A 19,601-nucleotide genomic window follows, 5' to 3' on the forward strand; every position below is an offset into this window, starting at 1 on the left:
TTATTTTCCTCCTTTATCCTGGTTATACTTCGATACATTCCGCTCGATTTGTTTATAATGCTTTTCTGTATGTTCTACGATGAGGTGATTCACAATAAAGTTAATCGGTTTGTTTTCGAAACGAGGATTGCGACTTGGAGCTTGTATATGTAACTCTTCGTCAGTTAATGTATGAAGTACATTTTCTATCGTGATTGGTATAGAAGAAAGCTGCTCTATGACTTCTTCTACTGTTTTCCTATTTATATTCTCTTCTGAAACTGCTTGCAGGCGCACTTCATCTGTTAAGCCGCGGCCCCATAAGTTTTCATTACTTAATTTAATATTGCTTATTTCCTTTGCCCAATACGGAATTGCTTCTGCTACATGTGTAATAATTTGCATTACTGACCATTCATCTTTTGAAGGTTTCCAACGAATTATTTCCTCTGGTAACGACTTAACAATCGTTTTTACCTTATTGATTGAGTCATAAATAGATTCGACCGCATAGATTTGCACGTTTTTCGTCATAGTACTGGCACCTCTACTGTTTGTCTTACTCTATTTTCAAGTACGCCTACTCGATCAATTTCAATTCGAACGATGTCTCCATCTTTAAGAAATACTTGTGGATTACGGGCAACACCTACCCCACCCGGTGTCCCAGTTAATATGACATCCCCTGGCTCTAATGTCATTAAACCGGATAAGAATGAAACGAGATATTGTACCGAGAATACTAGATTAGCAGTATTAGACTGTTGACGTTTTTCTCCATTCACTGTTAAGACAATGTTTAGTCCAGATGGATTCGTTAATTCATCTGAAGTAAGTAACCAAGGACCCATTGGAGCGCTACCTTCAACTGTTTTTCCTTGAAGCCATTGAATTGTACGACGCTGAATATCACGGTAAGTAATATCATTCACAATTGTGTAACCTGCTACATAATGAAGGGCGTCTTCTTCTGAAATATTCCGGGCACGCTTTCCGATTACGAAAGCAAATTCAGCTTCGTAATCTAGTTGTTCTGAAATGGGATAATACGGAATATCATCTTCTGGACCGACTACCGTATTCGCAAACTTCGCAAAGATGACCGGAAATGCAGGTAATTCGCGTTTCATTTCCAAAATATGTTCACGATAATTGTGACCTACACATATAATTTTTCCTGGCGCAGGTACTGGAGCTTCTATTTTTACTTCGCCTTCCTCAAATACCAACTTATCTTCATGTTTTTTCATAAGTGCATAAGCGATCGTATCTTTTGCTAGATTCATACTTTCTGTTCCGCCTTGTAAAAATCCATTCATATCCTTTGGTATATACGCCTCTGCAATTTGAGCAGCCCGAAGATTTCCTTCACTTATTAATTTCGCTTTAAAAGCAGCATGCAAATCAATCAATTTCCCATTTTCTAAAGCAGCAATTCTTGTATCTCCATTATGTGTAAAAGTAACAAGTTTCATATTACTCATCCTTTCCTATAAAACAAGTGAAATTCTACCTTCTCAAATAATCGAAAATGATAATAATGTATGACTTTCCGGCCCTACTCTTTGTTATAAAAGATAAAAAGTATTTCCTTCTGGTCCAAGTGGCACATGTCCCATTTCTATTAACTCTATAATTGGGAGACACACATTCTTTTCTTCAGCTAATTCAGCAGCACATGCAAGAACACTTACGTACATCGCATGCCCGACGAGAAATTTCACTGTTTTTTCCTCTCCAAAAATTTCGAACGCTTCTTTATAAACACCATGAAAGATTGCTTCTGGTACTTTATCTACTACATCTACAAGAAGTTTTTCGTTACCAGCGCGCTCAATTTTTTCTTTCAATTGATCAGGCACTGCTGCTAGTGCCCCCCATAAATCGTTATCTTCAAATGAAATCCGCTCAATTTTTTCATTTAATTGTTTTCTTGAAATCCATTTGATTTCATATTCACTAATGTTTAGACAACTCATAAATTGATCAATTTTCTTCTCAGCCTCTACATTTTGCTGTCCAATGTTGCAATACCAGTTCATCGTCATTAACCGTTCAATCATTCCATTTGTAGAATGTGCATGTGAACCATACTTTTCTTCATTCATGAATTGAGACAAAGCCATTTCTTATCGCTCCTTTCATATTGTTCATATTACCGATCTAACTTTTAATATTTCGTTGTCAGTTCAGGAGGTCCAAATTTCGGTCCGTACGGTCCCTCATCGAGCCACCTTCCAAGCCTTGGAACAATTGATACCATTGATGCTGCAATATCACGTTTCATGTTCATTTCAGGAGAGTTCCCCTGAAGGTGATGAAGTGCAGTAGTTGAAGCATCTCGGTTCCATTTAGCTGCAATTCGGCGTTCGTTTGCAGCTGCTTCAACCGCGTTTATCCGCTCTTCTTCAGAGTTAGATTGTAGCGCCTTCTCAATACCTCGCGCAGCAAGAACAGCATCTGGAATTCCAGAATTTAATCCACGTGCACCAAATGGGGCAAACAAATGCGCAGCTTCTCCAGCAAGAAGGATACGACGTTTTGCATCAGTAAATGAATTTGCCACTACTTGATGGAAACGATAAGAAGACACCCATGTAATCCTCTCCGCATATTTCGCATCCATTACTTTCGGCAACCATTTCTTAACACTTTCAATATTTGTATAATCATCTGGGTTATCTGACTCAAGCAATTGTAAATCTACACGCCATCCACCTTTAAACGGAACAAACATTACATTTCTTCCCTCCATAGCTGGATGTTGATAATGGAATATTCTTTCTAAAGGAAGTGGATTTGTTTCATCTTCTTTTGCATCTACGACGATAAAAGTATCTGCTGTACGTGGACCTTCAAACGTTAATCCCGCTTGCTCTCTTACAATTGAACGTGCTCCATCACATCCAATTACATACTGCGCCTTTATGATTTCGTCATTTGTGATTGTTACTTCTACTTCAAAGTCTGTAATGTGCAACTTCTTAACTGGGGCATCCCAAAGGAATTCCACGCCGGCTTTTATACACGCCTCATACATATGCCTTTCGATCTCATCTTGATGAAGAGCTGTGAAATGAGGCAAGCGGTTTGACTTAAGGTTTTCATCCTTACCATAATCTCGTACATATACTTCTTTTCCTTTATAAAACGTTCGTTTTACTGGCCAAATAATTCCGTTATGAGCAAGTGTAAAACCAAGACCTTCTGCAGTCTCCTCCAGTAGCTTTAACGAAGCACTGTGCAAATAAATTGCTCTACTTCCTGGACGTGGTCTTCCGAATGAATCTCCCTCTATTACTAATGTTGATATGCCCTTCTTTTGTAATGAAAGTCCTGCTACAAGTCCTACTGGGCCCGCACCAACAACAATGGCATTATATTTTTTTTCTTTTCCCATCACTATCTCCCCTTCACTAACAATTTCCCATTATGATATCCTTACTTGTTCTTCTTTAACTTCCTACAGTTTTTATCTCTGGCATCATCTTCTTCCGAATATCCTCAGGTATTGGATACGCTTTTGCTTTTTCTTTGAAAGAAGTCCAGGCACGAGTTTCATAACCTTCTGCCACAATCTGTTCCCCTTTTACAAAAACATGTTGAATTGTAAAAACTTTATTACGCAATTCGTTGACAGTACTTTTCACAACTACTTGGTCTTCAAAACGAAGAGGTGACTTAAATTGGCATTTTGCTTCTAGTAAAGGCAATCCAATTTGTTGTTCTTCGTAAAGTTCGACTGAAGGAAAACCAATTTTTTTAAAATATTCATGGGTCGCTTCGTCCATCCATTTATAAAAGTTAGGATAATACACAATGCCCGCAGCATCAGTATCTCCCCACCTTACTTGAAAAGTATACTCTTCCATTACGCCTTCGACTCCTATCTATTAAACTGTAGGACTACTATTTGAAGATACTTGTTCTCTCAATTTCAACTTTTGAATTTTCCCACTTGCTGTGACAGGAAATTCCTCTGTAAAGATTACTTTCTCCGGTAGTTTATAAATTGCCATTTTCTCTTTAAGATAAAGTTTTATTTCTTCTTCGGAACTTACTTCTCCATTTTTTAACCGTATGACCGCACATGCGACTTCTCCCAGTACTTTATCTGGAAGACCTACAACTGCTGCTTCTATTACTTTTGGATGTTTCATAATGACTGCTTCAATTTCTTGAGGATAAACGTTAAGTCCACCCCTTATAATCATCTCTTTCTTTCTTCCTACAAATCTTAAATATCCTTGAGAATCAAGTGTGCCTAAATCTCCTGAATAATACCAATCTTCATTATCTAAAACCTGCTTTGTCTGTTCAGGCATATTATAATAACCTTTCATTACTCCAAATCCCTTAACTGCGATTTCTCCCACTTCCCCAGGCGGGAGCGCTACTCTATTTTCATCTACAATTTTTAATGTTACTCCTGGGATTGCCTTCCCGAGAGTTTCTGTTATATTCTGCTTTGTATCATCATACGAGGTCATCGTAATCGAAACCGTTTCAGTTATCCCAAATGATTGGCAAAGGTTAATGCCCATCCGTTCTCGAATCTCCGTCACTGTTTTTACTGATATAGGTGCTGCACCAACTAACCCGGCACGTAATGAAGATAAATCATATTTATCAAAGTCCTCTAACTCTAGTTCCTTTATAAACATAGTTGGTACACCTTTTTGGATAGTTACCTTTTCTTGTTCAATTAATTGTAAAGTTTCTCGCGGGTGGAATTTTTCTTGTAATACGATCCTTCCTCCCATCGCTACTGCGCAAAGCATATTAATTGCCATACCGAAAATATGAAATAGTGGTGCTGAAATAATAAATACATCCTCTTGTGTACAATGCAGCTCTATTCCTATCGTTTGCGCAGATTGTACAACAGCACGGTGTGTAACCATTACACCTTTTGGAGTTCCCGTCGTCCCTGACGTATATAATATACAAAACAAATCTTCATTCACATTTATATTTACTGGTTCAATATTCATTGTTTCCGTACGCATTAACTGCTCATATGAACAGTAATTTTCTTGCGAAAACCGTACTGTAATAACCTTTCGTACCTTGTTAAAAACTTTTTCAAATCCAAAATTCTTTTCAAATTCCCCTGAAGCTATTAATAGCTTTGGAGCTGAACTTTCCAATATATATTCAATTTCATATGATTTATATTTAGGGTTAAATGGAACGATTATCGCTCCTAATTTCGCAGCTGCAAAATAGATAACTACTGTTTCGGACCAATTTGGTAGCGATACGGCGATACGGTCTGCTTTACCTACTCCTAGTCTCTTAAATGCCATAGCTAAACAATCTACTTCCTGTTTCAATTGTTTGTATGTAATTCGCCTCGTTACATCATATATTGCTTCTTTTTCACCGTAAGTTGCAGTAACCGTTTCTAACAGCTCATACACCGATAATAAGTTTTTATCCTTTTTCATTGTCTCACTCACTTTCTATCTTCTTACCAACTAGCCCGAATCTCTCATCACATACTGATAACATGAGAAACGATGTAGCTAAAACCAGGAAGGACTCTTCCTGGTTTTTTCTCTAGTACAACGCTTCCCAAATCGCTGCAATTCCTTGACCTCCGCCAATACAAACAGCCGATACTCCATATTTTTTATTTCTTCTTCTTAATTCATAAATTAAGGATAGAGAAATTCTCGTTCCACTCGCAGCAAGTGGATGGCCTATCGCAATTGCCCCACCATTTACATTTGCCTTATCAAGGTCGAATCCTAATTCTTTTTGACAAGCTAAGTACTGCGCAGAGAATGCTTCATTAATTTCAATCAAATCTAAGTCTTCTAAAGTTAAATTCGCTTTTTCTAATGCACTTTGAATAGCTGGAACCGGTCCGATTCCCATATACTTCGGTTCCACTCCAACAACAGCCCAAGAAACGAGCTTAGCAATCGGTTGTAATCCTCTATCCTTTGCAAAGTCACTAGATGCTAAAACAACTGCTGCTGCACCATCCACCATGCCGCTTGCACTTCCAGGAGTCACTACACCATTCTCCACAAAGCGTGGCTTTAACTTTGCTAATTTTTCTAAACTCGTATGACGGATATGCTCATCTTCTTCAATTACCTGTTCTCCTTTTCTTCCTTTCACCGTTACAGGAACAATTTCTTCTTTTAAATACCCTTTCTCTCTTGCCAAAAGAGCGCGCTCATGACTAGAAAGTGCATGCTGATCTACTTCTTCTCTCGTTAAGTTATATTTTGCAGCCAAGTTTTCTGCTGTTTCTCCCATCGTACATTTGCCGTACGTATCATAAAGGCCATCCCATAACCAATCTTCTATAGCTGGACCACCGAGTGGGCTTCCCCATCTCATTCCGGGTATTACGTGTGGCACTTGGCTCATATTCTCCGTTCCACCGGCAAGTGCAACTTCTGCTTCTCCGCTTAATATATAACGAGCAGCCGTTAAAATAGATTCAACACCCGTTCCGCAAAGTCGATTGATCGTCAAAGCAGGGACATGAATAGGCGCTCCGGCTTTTAAACCAACATGCCTCGCCAATAAATGTGCGTCTTTACTAGATTGCTGAACGTTACCAAATACAACTTGATCAATATCTTCAGCAGATATTGAAGCTTTTCGTATGGCTTCCTTAGTGGCAATTGCCCCTAATTCTGTTGCATTCATCCCCCGAAATGATCCCGAAATTTCAGCAAACGGAGTCCTCGCTCCCTCTAATAAAACAATTTCTTTCATATCCTTTTCACCTCATTATTTCCCTAAATAAACTGGTTTTCTTTTTTCAACGAATGCTTGTAATCCCTCTTTACGATCCTCTGTTGCGAAAGCATTTCCAAAACAGGTACTTTCAATGATTAAGCCTGTTTCAAGATCAGCATTACTTCCTACATTTACTGCCGTTTTTAACATTTGAAGTGCTACTGGTGGTTTTTTTGCCAATTTATATGCCCATTCCTTTGCAAACTCAAATAACTCTTCCGCAGGTACTACTTTGTTAACAATATGTAAATCGAAAGCACGCTCTGCATCAAACATATCTCCGAAGTAAAGTAATTCTTTCACTACACCTTGGCCGACAATCTTTTGAAGACGCTGTGTCCCCCCGCCTCCAGGAATAATTCCGAGTCCTACTTCTGGAAAGGCGAATTTTGCTTGATCCGAACAAATGCGTAAGTCACATGCGAGTGCAAGTTCAAAACCACCACCAAGAGCTAATCCATTTATCGCAGCAATAACTGGTTTTGACATATTTTCAATTTTGCTAAATACTGTTCGTGAAGTTTTATTCATTTTGTTTACACCGACAAGGTCAAGTGCTGCCATTTCATTAATATCAGCGCCAGCGACAAAAGCTTTCCTTCCGCTCCCTGTAAGAACAATTACTCGTACTTCTTCATTCGCCTCTAATTCGCCAAATAGACTGGAAAGTTCATGAAACACTTGTGTATTTAGTGGATTTACAGGTGGTCGATTAATCGTAACGATCGCAACTTTATTTTCAATTTCACAAATTAAAAACTCATAATTCATAACTTAATCCCCCATTCTTTATTCATAATCATAAAAACCTGCACCTGATTTTTTACCGTGTCTACCTGCTCTAACTAGTTGTTTTAAAAGAAGCGGCGGCGCGTATTGATCATTATTTAATTCTTCTTTGAAGTACTCCATCACATGATACCCAATATCTACACCTGCAAAATCTTGTAGTGCAAATGGACCCATCGGATAATTGAGGCCAAGTGTAACAGCCTTATCAATATCTTCTGCAGAGGCAACCCCATCTTCAAGCAATTTAATTGCTTCAATAAATTGCGGAATCATAATTCGATTTACAATAAATCCAGGTGAATCTTTCTTTACTTCAACTGGTTCTTTCGAAAGTTTTTTAGATAACGCTTTCAATTCTTCAACTGTTTCATCACTCGTTTTATAGCCACGAACAACTTCTACAAGTTTCATAAGTTGTGCAGGGTTAAAGAAATGCATACCTGCCACACGTTCTGGACGATTCGTTGCTGACGCAATCTCTGTTATTGACATAGAGGATGTATTTGTCGCCAATATAACCCCTTCAGGAACGATTCGATCAAGAGCTGCAAACACTTCCCTCTTCAAATCTAACTTCTCTAACACGGCCTCAATAACTACATCCGCATTCTTCATATCTTCTAAAGTTGTAGTGAGTCGAATTCGGTCAAGTGCCTTTTCTTTATCTTTTTCCGTCATCTTTCCTCTCGTAACACTTTTCGTCATAAAACCATTCATACGTTGCATTGCACTATCTAAATAACGCTCTTCAATATCATGTAAAATAACTGTAAATCCATGTAATGCAGCTAAATTTGCAATGCCAGAACCCATAGATCCTGCACCGACAATACCAATTGTTTGAATTGCCATTTTGCTACCTCCTTGAATAACTTTTTAAATGTTCTGTAAATAAATTATATCTATATCCAAAAAGTTTTTGTATATACATAGTGTAGGAAATACATATATTTCTTTCGTGCATTTTGATGGTATCCACTTCGGTGCAAACCGCTTTATTTTCCATTTAGTGAGAAGTACAGTTATTTTTCATATAAAAAGTGCGCACCTCAAAAGAAATAATGTTTTCTTGAGGTACGCACTCTATGATGTGAATTTCGAAACTATATGTTATCGTTCTTTACCATTTGATGAAATAACTTCTTTATACCAATAGAAGCTCTGTTTCTTTATTCTTTTTAAATCTTTTAAATCGTCTTCATCACGATTTATATAAATAAAACCATATCTTTTTCTAAACCCTTGATGCGTAGAAATTAAATCGATTGCGGCCCAAGGGCAGTAACCCATTACATCCACTCCATCTGCAATTGCCAATTCCATCTGTTCAATATGTTTTTTCAAATAATCAATTCGGTAATGATCTTGTACAGATCCATCTTCATCTACTTTGTCGTAAGCACCTATTCCATTCTCTGTAATGATAATTGGTAAGTGATAACGATCATTCACTTCTCTTAATGTAGCTCGGAAGCCGATTGGATCAATCTCCCAACCAAAATCGGTTAATTCTAGAAATTCATTATCATTACCCATAAAGAATCCTTCTTCACCCACTTCAATCTGTTGATCACCAGCATCATCAATTACAAAGTTTTCATCATACTCACTAACAGTAATAGAAGAATAATAGTTAAAAGCGATATAATCTGGTTTTGAACTAGCTAGAATCTCCATATCTCCCTCTAGAATGACTGGTTCTATATTTTTGCTTTTCATGAAATTCCACGCTATATTGTTATATCGTCCATGTACAGCCATATCTAGATATAGCCAATTACGAATTGCATTACAATTTTGAGCTGCAATTATATCATTCGGCTTACATGTTTTCGGATACACATAACTAATATTTGGTGCTGGACCAATTTTAGCGTCTTGTATCATTTTGTGACATAAGTTCGTAACCTTAGCCTCTGCTAAAAGCATGTGATGATTTTGCTGATATAACTCTTTTTGAGATAATACAGATGTACCAATAGCACCACCATGTAAAATCATCATATTTTGCTCATTAATTGTTAACCAATTCTTAACCCTATCTCCAAATCGTTCAAATAGAATTTCACAATATGTAACAAAAGCATCGATGGTATCTCGATTACTCCAGCCACCCTTTTTCTCTAATTCATACGGTAAATCAAAATGATACATCGTTATTAACGGTACGATATCATGCTTCAGCAATTCATCAATAAGATTGCTATAGAATGTAATACCCTTTTCATTCACTTCTCCAGTACCATTTGGAAGAATACGAGTCCAGGCTATAGAAAAACGATAAACGTTTAATCCTAATTCTGCAAAAAGCTTTACATCTTCTTTAAAATGATGATAATGATCACTACAAACTTTAAAATCTGATGTACCTTCAGGAATAACTTTCACATCTTGAACAGAACGGCCTTTTCCATCTTCATTATAGGCACCTTCTACTTGATAGGCGCTTGTCGAAGCGCCCCATAAAAAGTCTTTTTTAAATGTAGTATTGAGCATATTTACCTTTCCTTTTCAAAAATAGTATTGTTATCGTTTATTTCTACTAGTTTTGTTTCACTAAAAATGTTTCATAAACACTTATAAGCTCTTCTGCAATGATTTTAAATCCTTCTGCACTCATTAATTGATCTTCTGCATGCGCCAATAATAAGCTTACTTCTACTTTTTCACCAGCTGCTTCTTTACTAATCAATCCAGCATGTGCTCTATGGCCTTCAATAAAAGTTTCACTGCCTTCATTCATCAATTGTCTTGCTTGTTCAAAGTTACCCATTTTTGCTTCTTGAATTGCTTCAATATACGAAGATCGTGCGCTACCTACAGCTGATATAATTTGAAATACTACTAATTCATTTTGTTCCATAACGATTCTCCTAACATTTTTTTATTTTTATAGTCTTATAAATCGAGATTGCAATCAGTGAAGTCCATCCCCACTGATTACTATCCCGTCCAATCAAACTTTTGTGGAATAAATTATTATTGTTGTGATGCTGCTTGTTGTTCTGCCTCGTAAGCTTTCCTATCTCCCATTTTAAAGAACGGATAATATAATAGAATTTGAGAGACAATAATTAATACTGTCATGATGAATAGTAACCAACCACCAGAAATATAAGCTGCAAATGGTGCTGGTGTTACCCATGGTAATTCAATAAGTGGATTAAAGTTAGATAAAATCCCTGTAATGTTAAGGAATACGATACCAATTAATCCGCCTACTATTGAAGATGTTATTAATGGAATAAAGTAGATTGGATTTAGAACAAGTGGTAAGCCAAAGACAATTGGCTCATTTATATTAAAGATATTTGGGACGATACCAATTTTTCCAAGTGATTTATATTGCTCTGATTTCGCAAATAATAGATTTATTGCTAAACCTAACGTATTTCCTGTTCCACCAATAACGACTGCAAAATGCATTAAAGTAAATGCTAAGTAAGGAATTTCTGAAAAAGGTGTTCCTGAAGCAAAAGCTGTAATAGCTGCCGTAAATAATGGAGCTGTCGCACTATACCATACATTTATGATTGGTGCTGGGTGTAAACCGAAGAACCAACATATATTCATGAATGTAAAGATAGCAATTACTGACCATACAGACGATCCGATGAATTTTACAGGTAACGCTATAACTTGACTTACAAAGTTAAAAATATTTTCATATGGCGTATAGCCAAATATTATTCTTATAAAGAAGATAAGCGTGAAAATGATGATTGAAATAAACACTGGATTAATCGCATCAGCTACCATAGGAGGTACTGATTCTGGCAATTTCACTCCAATATTTTTTCTTTTCAATGAACAATACAGTTTACTAGTGAAAACACCGACAAACATAGCAACGAATATGCCATCACTACCTAAGTACTGATTTAATATAGCAGAAATTTGTTCTTCTCCTACCTTAATAGACATTGGCATTAAGCATAAGAAACTGCCTAGCGCTATAACAGCAGCTGTCATTCCATTCATGCCTTCCTCTTTTGCATAGGAATAAGCGATAATGACAACCATATATACTGCTAACAAGCTTAATGTCGCACTAATCATGTCTTGCATATGCGTATATATACCAATTTGGATTAAAAATTCTTTCCACCCTTCAAATGGTAGATTACCTAAAATAGCAAACAATGTAACACCGATCGTAACAGGAATTGTCATCATCATCCCTGATGTAATCGCATTGACTACTTTGCTATTTCCGAGATAATTAGTTAGTGGTGTAATGATTCGTTCTAGTCCGTTTTTAGTCCCTTCTAACAGTTTCATAATTACCTCCAACATTTACATATTTTATTAAGTCTATTTTTTACCTTTTTCTACATAGCTCATATCATTTACAGAATGAACTTTATATTTCCCATCTTTATATACAACTTTTGAAACACTTGCATTTTCTAATCCTTCTTCAACCTCATTTAAAGATTCAGGAGATATTGAATATAATAGATCCATTAAAGATATACCATGTGATACAACAAGAACTTTACCGCCGCCATCTTCTGCTACTTCTTTTGCCATTTGATCAACTTCTTTTTTCATTCTCTTTGTGACAGTTTCAGTATCTTCAGCCTGTTTACTCGTATCAATCTTCGCTGTAGTTTTTTGCATAATATCGATGTCGAAATTATTCATAAATTCTTCATAGGTCATATTATTTGCTTGTGCAAGTTTTTCCCTGAACGTATGATTTAACTCCCCTTCAAACTCACCGAAACACACTTCACGTAACTTTTGACTTTGATTAATATTCATATCTTTATTTCCACTTTGATCTAACACAATTTTCGCTGTTTCTATTGCACGTCCACTATCGCTACTATATGCTTTATCAAACTTAGTCCCTTTCAAACCTTTTCCAAGGTATTCCGCTACTGCAACACCATCTTTCGTAAGTGGTGCATCCGCCCAACCTTGTACTCTATCCGTCGTATTTAACATCGTTTTTCCATGTCTTACTAAATAAAACTCAACTGGTTTTTCTTCTTTTTTCTCCTTACCTTGTTCTGTTTTATTAGGTGAACACCCAAATAGAGAAACGGTCAAAGAAGCTATCAGGCAGAACGACAACATTTTTTTATTCATTATGAACTCTCCTTAAGGGCTTATGGGCTTATAAAAATATGCATACACCACATGAGTAACATGATATTTTTATAATAAAGATATTTAAAAATTATTTTGACTGATTAAACAACCAATTTATCATCTCTTTATCTTGCAAAGCTGGTACCCAAGAAAAGTGTCCCATTGGTTTAACGATTCCAATTGGATATTCTGTATATTTAACAAAAGAACCACCTAGTTCTTTAATAGCTTGTACAGCATCTCTGCTATATCTCACATCAACTAGCGGATCATCTTCTGCATGGAAAACCCAAATCGGCATATCTTTAATATCCTTGAATACGGAATTATCGTGCATCGGTTCATATTCACCAACAAGCGTATTTCCTGGCAAATCTCCTATTCCACAAATCGGAACAGCAGCTGCGAAAAGATTCGGGTTCTTCTTAATAACATTCCAAGTCCCAATTCCACCATTGGACATACCGACAACATATATGCGATTTTTATCAATATCATATTTATCGATAGTTTCTTTGAGTAAATTCAACATAGTAGTATAGTTAGGTTCCTCGGTCCAATACGCTGTAAGAGTTTCAGCTGCTTCAACCTGAGGAGCTAACACATAGGCAGGATTTTTCTTTTGCTGTTCTGGATTCGCCCACGCTACAGCGCCCTCATTTCCTACGACTTGCATATAGTTGTCATTTCCTCGTTCACCTGATCCATGTAAAAATAAGACTAATGGATATTTTTTGTTAGATTCTTTTTTAGGCTCAAAAAGTCTGTATTGCATTTTGCTTCCAGATGCATCTTGATATACCCCTTTTTTAAAATCATCTACAACAGGAGTAACTACTTTTGCAATTTTATTCTTCTGTTCGGATGCTTTAAAAGTTGTCCCTTCTTTTGTTTTAATTTCTTTCGTAAGAGATAACTTATAATCTAAGTTATCTCTTGTACTTAAAAATTTTTCTTCATTAAACGTTGAGGTAGATGCATGTTTATCGCTTTCATCTAATTCGATTACGACGTATTGTCCGTCTTTTGAAGTCTCTGATACTTCAGCTTTATTATTTGTATACACTTTAGTTATTTTTCTATTTTGAGGTTTCCCATTCACTTCCACCTCAACTTCAAAACTATCTTTTGTTAATTTTGAGCTATCTATTGTATCTCCAAAATCACAAACGACGGTAGCCCCTACTTCTCCATACGGAAGAACATTCGTAATAAGTGTTATATCTGAATCTTTTAAAGCCTTATCTTTGCTTTCTGATGTACATCCTGACAGTACCAAACCACCTGCCAGGCTCCCTACTACCATACATAAAATTGGAAATTCCCTTATCTTTTTCAGACGATGACCTCCCTCAGAATATGTACTTTTCAAAACTGACATAAATCGTGTAAGGCTCGTAAATCGTTCCCCATGTATAAACTATTAATCACCTAAAACCTTTTTCACTTGTTCAATTACTTTTTTCCCATCTAACATGCCATAAGCTGCCATATCAATCACTTCAATATGCTTTTCTGGCAATTGACTTTTCACATTATTTAATGCATATCGAACTTGTGGTCCTAATAAAATGATGTCTGCCGCTTTCCCAACGTTTTTCGCTTCAGTTAATGCATAAGCATTAATTTCACAGTTATAATTCGCTGATTCTGCATATCCTCTCATTTTGTTCATTAACATACTTGTAGACATACCTGCATTACATAAAAGTACAATGTTTCTCATAATAAAAACCTCCAATATTTATTTTAAGTGCTTTGCATACTCTCTATTTCTGCAAGCGCTTTCTTTATAGATTCAATATAAACTATGGTCTAAGACTAGGGTCAATAGCTTAATTTAATTAATCCATTTATTATGTATAATTTGTATAAATCGCAACTTCAATCAACGGGATTTTGTTCATTCCCCACTGATTATCAGCCCCTACCAATCGGGCGTTTACTGCCCACAAATAGCTGGGTAAACCTAGCTAAACACCGTGTGAAAACTCTTTTGTTTCAAAAAAAATGCATGTAACTGTAGACTGTGTCTAACAATTACATGCATTTTTTTCATGTCCTTCTCTACTTCAAGTCAGTTTGTACCGTTTGATTTAATAATAGGAATCATAATAATATAATGTTCAACTGTTTTGTCTTGACTCTTTGTTTCACAAACATATCGACATAAGACATCTCCGTTAAGAGCGTATCCCTGTTCCTGCATAATATGGAATGGTTCATCTAATATCAAAGATGATAACGGTTCATCCACATTTTTTTCATATAAATAATGCAAGCACTCTCCCATAGGTATTTGAATAACCGAATCATCCATAGGTAATTGACATTCTTTCACCTTTGATTCAGAGATCGCCATTACCCAGTAACTATTCTCTATATTTTTCATTTTATATTCTTCAAGTGGAATGCATAATGCCGTGGAAACTGTTGGCAAGAAATTTAACCATGTCTTTAATAGAGGATTTACACATAACGTTCCTTCATTTAGATGAACATGTTTGAGAAAATAATAAGTCTCAGCTTGTTTTATAACCCATCTCCTATCTTCCCGCTTATATTCTTGTAATAAGTTCATAAATTCATTTATTTGCTTTGTTTCTAACTCTAACTGTTTTATCGCTTCATTTTTTTCAGCTATTTTATCATTACATTTTTTCATTATGTCATCATATTCTAAACCGTTAAACACCGATCCAATTTCCTTAACATGAAATCCCATTTGTCTAAAGCTTCTAATTGCTAAAAATACTCCAAAATCCTCATATGTATAAAATCTAAAACCGTTATCTTTGTCTTTTTGTGGTTTTAGGAATCCTTTCTTTTCATAAAACCGTAAAGCATCTATTGAAACTCCAAATTCCTTTCCTACTTCTCCTATCTTATATTTCTTCATGCATATCACCTTCAACTCTATAATTCCTTTACATACTTATATATTTTAACAAGTTTTGAAAAACAATTATATAAAAATAAAAGGAGATTTCGTGCAAAAGCAAACTCTCCTTTTATCAAATAGAACATCACTGAAAATATAAACTTCTATTACCCTACTACTTCACCATGCATATCATAAAGCTTTAGCGCCATCATTAAATTAAATCTCACTTCAGCATCATTTAAATCAACTGAAATGAGTGATTCTATTTTTTCTAACCTGTACAAGAGAGAGCTTCTATGAATAAAAAGTTCTTCTGCAGCACTTTTTACATTTCCATTGTTTTGTAAGAACACGTGTAATGTGTTATATAAATCAATATTCTTCCCTTCGGAATATTCAATTAATGGACCAATTTGTTTCTTAACAAAAAGATCTACGACTGTTGAATGATTTAAATGATGTAAAATAGCATATGAACCTAGATCCTCAAATAGCGCAAATCCCTTTTTTCGGAAGCGACTATCTAAAATATTTAGAGTCTGTATAGCTTGCTGATAACTAGTATAATAGTCTTCCAATTGTTTTGTAACACCGCCAACTCCTAATAAAACTCGACACCCAATAGGTGATGAATATATCCATTTTTGCATACTAGAAAATACCGATTCCCAAAATGTATTAATTTCCTTCTTCTGCTCTTCTATTGGAACAATTAAAAGTTGTTCATCATTATGGGATACTGCTAAAATGCCTGTCCCTAGTTCTGGAAGACGAGTCTTAATCAAGTCCCATATAAGTGACTTTTTCGCTTGTTGTTCGAGTAGGTTTCCTTTCTTTAATTCGTTCTCATCGAGTGAAATGGATAATACCCCGACTCGATGTTTTGTGAAAAGATTCCATTGATATAAGTTAGCATATTGCAAAATATTATCTCGGTCCTCAATTTTTTCAGTTAATAATTTACTAATAAAGCTGTCTTTCATCTGTTCTTTCGTATCTAGAACGAGCTTTTGTTTAATAAACTGGATGGAGCATATATTTCGGGCTAAATCGACCGTTAATTGATCAAATTCATCCATCCCCCCATTCGCTCTTCGTACTGCTAAATATCCTAAAAAATTACCGCCCCCATTAATAATCCAAAATGAAAAACAATAATCACTATTATTCGGATCATGAATTTGGAACGTATCAGTAAATCTTTTCTTTTTACGCTCTTCTCTTGTTAATTCAGCTAATTGTTCCGCTAAGCGACTATCCTTTTCATCATGAAATGCTATTGGTTGCATAAATCTATCAAAAATAAACACTGTATCTTGAAATAAACTACCGAGCATTGTTGTAATACCTTCAAAATTATTATCATCGACCGTTTCTTTTAATAAAGCTTGCTGATAATCTAATAGAAAATGAAGACGTTGCTTATGTTCTTTCTCACCATTATATAACCTTGCATTATCTAGTATAGTTGCTAAATGATTTGCAATCATTTCAAGTGATTTTGAATCTGCCTCCGTAAAAACCCCTTCGCATTCCTTTTCAATATGTAATACTCCAATTGGTTTCATATCAATAATGATTGGAGCAGTATACTGTTCACCACCAATCGTTTCAAAAAATGGAAAGTGTTCTTTTAATACATATTTATCCTCAACCATAATTTTGTATGGCTTTCTCATTTCTCCATATGCAGGTGCTTGAAAAACAAAACAGTTTTCAGTCTCGTTATATAAATAAACACATGCAAAATTCGAATTTGTTTCATTTCCGGCTTTAGAAGTTACCTCATAAACATGCTTTTCTAACGGAACATCTAACGACAGGTTTTTACTGATCCACCCAAAACCTTCAATCTTTTTCATCTGCGATTCTTTTTGTCTAGCCACAGCTATCGCCACTGCTATATCTCTTCCAAACTCTTCAAATGATATTTCCATATCTAAAAGTGGAACGTAACTTGAAAATGCAACAACACAAAAACCAAAATGCTGGATATCATCCTTTAATGGGACTGTAAACCAAGTCTCCACCCCAGCACTTTTCAATGTTTCAGCTAGAAGACACACTTCTGGTAAATCTGCCGTTTGATCCGTTATGCTTTGATATTGTAGTTTAGAAGAACATTCATCAGAATGAAGCGGAAACGCTGAAGCTAAAGAAGTTAAATTACCACTCCAAGCTTTTGGCAAAAACTGTCCACCTTCATTAAAAATGACAGCTACGAAATCACAATGTAATTCTGCACAAAAGGAATGAGTTAAATACTGAAGTGCCTCTTCTTCCGTATCGATTTTAATAAGCTGGCGTGATGTATTTCGCAAATGATATTCTATTCTTTTCCTTAATCTCTCTCTCTTATTACTAGACACGCCCCATCCCCCTTTTCTCTCTATTGTATAAGAAACGTTACACAAAAGAAAAGCAAACATTCTAACTATTAACTAAACAAATACGAATCCCGAAGAAATATATCCCCGGGATTGATTATTCACTATTTTGCTGTAGTTACATTGTTATTTCCACTAGCAATTTCTTTTTTCTCTTTATAATAAATTCCATGTTCTTCTTTAACAAATAACAATGCTATGCCACCAATTACAGCAGCAGTCGCAATTGCTGCAAAATTATATTGAGGCAATAAATGCATGGAAAGAAGAATACCTACCAAAGTTGGAGCTACCACACCTCCAAGACGCCCAAAAGCCATTGTACTTCCTACCGCTGTTGAGCGCATATTACTAGGATAATATTGAGAAACAAATGCATTTGACATATTTTGTAGTCCGACAGAAGAAGCACCAATGACTGAAATTAACAAAAATCCAATAAACATATTATTTACAAATCCAATGAGTGATAACGCAATTGCTCCACAGAAAAATAATGGGACAAGTACTTTTTTAAATCCGATTTTATCTACTATTGGACCGAATATGAGTGTTCCAATAATAGCTCCAATTTGCATGACAGCTGTAAATGTGAGACTTGATTTGAGATCGTATCCTGACTGCATCATAAGCCTTGGTAACCATGTACTCATAGAATAAATGAGTACGAAAGCACTAAAACATGAAATCCAAAACATAATTGTACTTACGGCGCGCTTCTCCTCAAATAATTTAACTACAGGAGATCCAGCTTCTTTAGTTGGTGATATTATAAATTCAATTGTCACATCTTTACTTAATTGTGGATTTATCTTCGCTATTACTTTTTTAGCTTCTTCTATTTTTCCTTTCATTAATAGAAAACCAACAGACTCAGGAATACTTTTCATTAAAAAGGGGATAAACAATAATGGAACTCCCGCTAACCAAAAAACAGGCTCCCATCCTGCTGTTGTAAGAAGGGAACGACTTGTAAGCGCCGCTGCCATTGCTCCAATTGAATATCCGCAAAAAACAAAAGATACGATAGCAGTTCGAACTCGTTTCGGTGAGAATTCTGTTGCTATAGCAATTACATTCGGCATAACTCCACCAAGCCCTATACCTGCGATAACACGGAAAACCGCAAACATTACAGGACCGTTCGCAAAACCAGCTAAACAGGTAAATAGACTGAATAAGATTGTAGTTACTATTATGATATTTTTACGACCTATTTTATCAGCTAATAAACCAAAAAAAGCAGCTCCAATTGCTGTTCCTATAGCTGTATAACTACCAATTGCCCCTGCTGTAACATCCGATATTCCCCACTCCTTAATGAGCGAAGGTACTGTTGCTCCATAAATAACAGCATCATATCCATCAAATGCAATTACGATAAACAACCAAAATATTAACCAAATATGCATGGAATGAATACGACTCTCGTCTATCACATTCATCGGGTTAATCGATTTCATCTTAATAGCCTCCTTATATGAGAATGTTCCTTTCTTGTACCCCAACAACAGTAAACGCTTTCAATACCCCCCTCTCGAGTTCCTAAAGATTCTTCTGAATTTTATGTATTTAAATTGTAATAACTATAACTAAAAATTGTTATCCGTTTTTTATAGGAAATAGAAAAGTAATATTCCTCTTTAATGCGGGTGTTGCTTCATAGGAATTAAAGCTTGAACATAAAAAAAAGA

Annotated in this window: 18 protein-coding genes; all 18 read right to left on the bottom strand. The window is 35.7% G+C overall.

Going from position 1 to position 19,601, the window contains the following annotated elements:
- Positions 1 to 513, bottom strand: coding sequence for a DinB family protein (locus ACS2MN_RS08695; RefSeq protein WP_098805271.1), 513 nt, complete (start codon positions 511 to 513; stop codon positions 1 to 3).
- Positions 510 to 1,454 carry a fumarylacetoacetate hydrolase family protein gene (locus tag ACS2MN_RS08700; protein WP_098805270.1) on the bottom strand — a complete coding sequence of 315 codons (945 nt, stop codon included), beginning with the start codon at positions 1,452 to 1,454 and terminating at the stop codon, positions 510 to 512. The genes ACS2MN_RS08695 and ACS2MN_RS08700 overlap by 4 nt, the downstream gene beginning before the upstream one ends.
- 93 nt (positions 1,455 to 1,547) lie before the next feature.
- Positions 1,548 to 2,105, bottom strand: coding sequence for a hypothetical protein (locus tag ACS2MN_RS08705; RefSeq protein WP_346994525.1), 558 nt, complete (start codon positions 2,103 to 2,105; stop codon positions 1,548 to 1,550).
- Positions 2,106 to 2,149: 44 nt separating this feature from the next.
- Positions 2,150 to 3,379 carry an FAD-dependent oxidoreductase gene (locus ACS2MN_RS08710; protein ID WP_346994524.1) on the bottom strand — a complete coding sequence of 410 codons (1,230 nt, stop codon included), beginning with the start codon at positions 3,377 to 3,379 and terminating at the stop codon, positions 2,150 to 2,152.
- Positions 3,380 to 3,434: 55 nt separating this feature from the next.
- A complete protein-coding gene (locus ACS2MN_RS08715; RefSeq protein WP_000393464.1) occupies positions 3,435 to 3,851 on the bottom strand; it encodes an acyl-CoA thioesterase in 417 nt (138 codons plus the stop codon).
- A gap of 21 nt (positions 3,852 to 3,872) precedes the next feature.
- The gene (locus tag ACS2MN_RS08720; protein ID WP_346994546.1) at positions 3,873 to 5,429 is read right to left on the bottom strand and encodes a class I adenylate-forming enzyme family protein; all 1,557 of its coding nucleotides are present in this window, start codon (positions 5,427 to 5,429) and stop codon (positions 3,873 to 3,875) included.
- Positions 5,430 to 5,541: 112 nt separating this feature from the next.
- Positions 5,542 to 6,720, bottom strand: a complete 1,179-nt coding sequence (locus tag ACS2MN_RS08725) for an acetyl-CoA C-acetyltransferase (RefSeq protein ID WP_346994523.1) — start codon at positions 6,718 to 6,720, stop codon at positions 5,542 to 5,544.
- A gap of 15 nt (positions 6,721 to 6,735) precedes the next feature.
- Complete coding sequence (locus tag ACS2MN_RS08730; protein ID WP_098805265.1) at positions 6,736 to 7,515, bottom strand: enoyl-CoA hydratase/isomerase family protein; 780 nt, start codon at positions 7,513 to 7,515, stop codon at positions 6,736 to 6,738.
- 18 nt (positions 7,516 to 7,533) lie between these two features.
- The gene (locus tag ACS2MN_RS08735; RefSeq protein ID WP_346994522.1) at positions 7,534 to 8,388 is read right to left on the bottom strand and encodes a 3-hydroxyacyl-CoA dehydrogenase family protein; all 855 of its coding nucleotides are present in this window, start codon (positions 8,386 to 8,388) and stop codon (positions 7,534 to 7,536) included.
- A gap of 258 nt (positions 8,389 to 8,646) precedes the next feature.
- Positions 8,647 to 10,032: a glycoside hydrolase family 1 protein gene (locus tag ACS2MN_RS08740; RefSeq protein WP_098805264.1), complete on the bottom strand. Its 1,386-nt coding sequence runs from the start codon at positions 10,030 to 10,032 to the stop codon at positions 8,647 to 8,649.
- Between the two features lie 46 nt (positions 10,033 to 10,078).
- Positions 10,079 to 10,399 carry a PTS lactose/cellobiose transporter subunit IIA gene (locus tag ACS2MN_RS08745; protein ID WP_000437092.1) on the bottom strand — a complete coding sequence of 107 codons (321 nt, stop codon included), beginning with the start codon at positions 10,397 to 10,399 and terminating at the stop codon, positions 10,079 to 10,081.
- Between the two features lie 116 nt (positions 10,400 to 10,515).
- Complete coding sequence (locus tag ACS2MN_RS08750) at positions 10,516 to 11,817, bottom strand: PTS sugar transporter subunit IIC (protein WP_438894684.1); 1,302 nt, start codon at positions 11,815 to 11,817, stop codon at positions 10,516 to 10,518.
- A gap of 33 nt (positions 11,818 to 11,850) precedes the next feature.
- On the bottom strand, positions 11,851 to 12,633 hold the full coding sequence (locus ACS2MN_RS08755) for a histidine phosphatase family protein (protein WP_346994520.1): 783 nt from the start codon (positions 12,631 to 12,633) through the stop codon (positions 11,851 to 11,853).
- A 91-nt stretch (positions 12,634 to 12,724) separates the two neighbouring features.
- On the bottom strand, positions 12,725 to 14,017 hold the full coding sequence (locus ACS2MN_RS08760; protein WP_346994519.1) for a prolyl oligopeptidase family serine peptidase: 1,293 nt from the start codon (positions 14,015 to 14,017) through the stop codon (positions 12,725 to 12,727).
- A 42-nt stretch (positions 14,018 to 14,059) separates the two neighbouring features.
- Positions 14,060 to 14,362 (bottom strand): PTS sugar transporter subunit IIB, encoded by a 303-nt coding sequence (locus tag ACS2MN_RS08765; RefSeq protein ID WP_098805261.1) that lies wholly within the window; start codon positions 14,360 to 14,362, stop codon positions 14,060 to 14,062.
- A 351-nt stretch (positions 14,363 to 14,713) separates the two neighbouring features.
- Positions 14,714 to 15,535, bottom strand: a complete 822-nt coding sequence (locus ACS2MN_RS08770; protein WP_098805260.1) for a MerR family transcriptional regulator — start codon at positions 15,533 to 15,535, stop codon at positions 14,714 to 14,716.
- A gap of 149 nt (positions 15,536 to 15,684) precedes the next feature.
- Positions 15,685 to 17,889: a helix-turn-helix domain-containing protein gene (locus tag ACS2MN_RS08775; RefSeq protein ID WP_098805259.1), complete on the bottom strand. Its 2,205-nt coding sequence runs from the start codon at positions 17,887 to 17,889 to the stop codon at positions 15,685 to 15,687.
- A 122-nt stretch (positions 17,890 to 18,011) separates the two neighbouring features.
- Positions 18,012 to 19,370 carry an MFS transporter gene (locus tag ACS2MN_RS08780; RefSeq protein ID WP_346994518.1) on the bottom strand — a complete coding sequence of 453 codons (1,359 nt, stop codon included), beginning with the start codon at positions 19,368 to 19,370 and terminating at the stop codon, positions 18,012 to 18,014.
- Positions 19,371 to 19,601 lie beyond the last annotated feature (231 nt).

The organism is Bacillus cereus group sp. BceL062, from assembly GCF_051780025.1.
Taxonomy (GTDB): Bacteria; Bacillota; Bacilli; order Bacillales; family Bacillaceae_G; genus Bacillus_A; species Bacillus_A toyonensis.

Bases quoted from the DNA above. Each gene is read 5' to 3' on its own strand.
- ACS2MN_RS08695 (WP_098805271.1), bottom strand. From the start codon at position 513: ATGACGAAAAACGTGCAAATCTATGCGGTCGAATCTATTTATGACTCA.
- ACS2MN_RS08700 (WP_098805270.1), bottom strand. From the start codon at position 1,454: ATGAAACTTGTTACTTTTACACATAATGGAGATACAAGAATTGCTGCT.
- ACS2MN_RS08705 (WP_346994525.1), bottom strand. From the start codon at position 2,105: ATGGCTTTGTCTCAATTCATGAATGAAGAAAAGTATGGTTCACATGCA.
- ACS2MN_RS08710 (WP_346994524.1), bottom strand. From the start codon at position 3,379: ATGGGAAAAGAAAAAAAATATAATGCCATTGTTGTTGGTGCGGGCCCA.
- ACS2MN_RS08715 (WP_000393464.1), bottom strand. From the start codon at position 3,851: ATGGAAGAGTATACTTTTCAAGTAAGGTGGGGAGATACTGATGCTGCG.
- ACS2MN_RS08720 (WP_346994546.1), bottom strand. From the start codon at position 5,429: ATGAAAAAGGATAAAAACTTATTATCGGTGTATGAGCTGTTAGAAACG.
- ACS2MN_RS08725 (WP_346994523.1), bottom strand. From the start codon at position 6,720: ATGAAAGAAATTGTTTTATTAGAGGGAGCGAGGACTCCGTTTGCTGAA.
- ACS2MN_RS08730 (WP_098805265.1), bottom strand. From the start codon at position 7,515: ATGAATTATGAGTTTTTAATTTGTGAAATTGAAAATAAAGTTGCGATC.
- ACS2MN_RS08735 (WP_346994522.1), bottom strand. From the start codon at position 8,388: ATGGCAATTCAAACAATTGGTATTGTCGGTGCAGGATCTATGGGTTCT.
- ACS2MN_RS08740 (WP_098805264.1), bottom strand. From the start codon at position 10,032: ATGCTCAATACTACATTTAAAAAAGACTTTTTATGGGGCGCTTCGACA.
- ACS2MN_RS08745 (WP_000437092.1), bottom strand. From the start codon at position 10,399: ATGGAACAAAATGAATTAGTAGTATTTCAAATTATATCAGCTGTAGGT.
- ACS2MN_RS08750 (WP_438894684.1), bottom strand. From the start codon at position 11,817: ATGAAACTGTTAGAAGGGACTAAAAACGGACTAGAACGAATCATTACA.
- ACS2MN_RS08755 (WP_346994520.1), bottom strand. From the start codon at position 12,633: ATGAATAAAAAAATGTTGTCGTTCTGCCTGATAGCTTCTTTGACCGTT.
- ACS2MN_RS08760 (WP_346994519.1), bottom strand. From the start codon at position 14,017: ATGTCAGTTTTGAAAAGTACATATTCTGAGGGAGGTCATCGTCTGAAA.
- ACS2MN_RS08765 (WP_098805261.1), bottom strand. From the start codon at position 14,362: ATGAGAAACATTGTACTTTTATGTAATGCAGGTATGTCTACAAGTATG.
- ACS2MN_RS08770 (WP_098805260.1), bottom strand. From the start codon at position 15,535: ATGAAGAAATATAAGATAGGAGAAGTAGGAAAGGAATTTGGAGTTTCA.
- ACS2MN_RS08780 (WP_346994518.1), bottom strand. From the start codon at position 19,370: ATGAAATCGATTAACCCGATGAATGTGATAGACGAGAGTCGTATTCAT.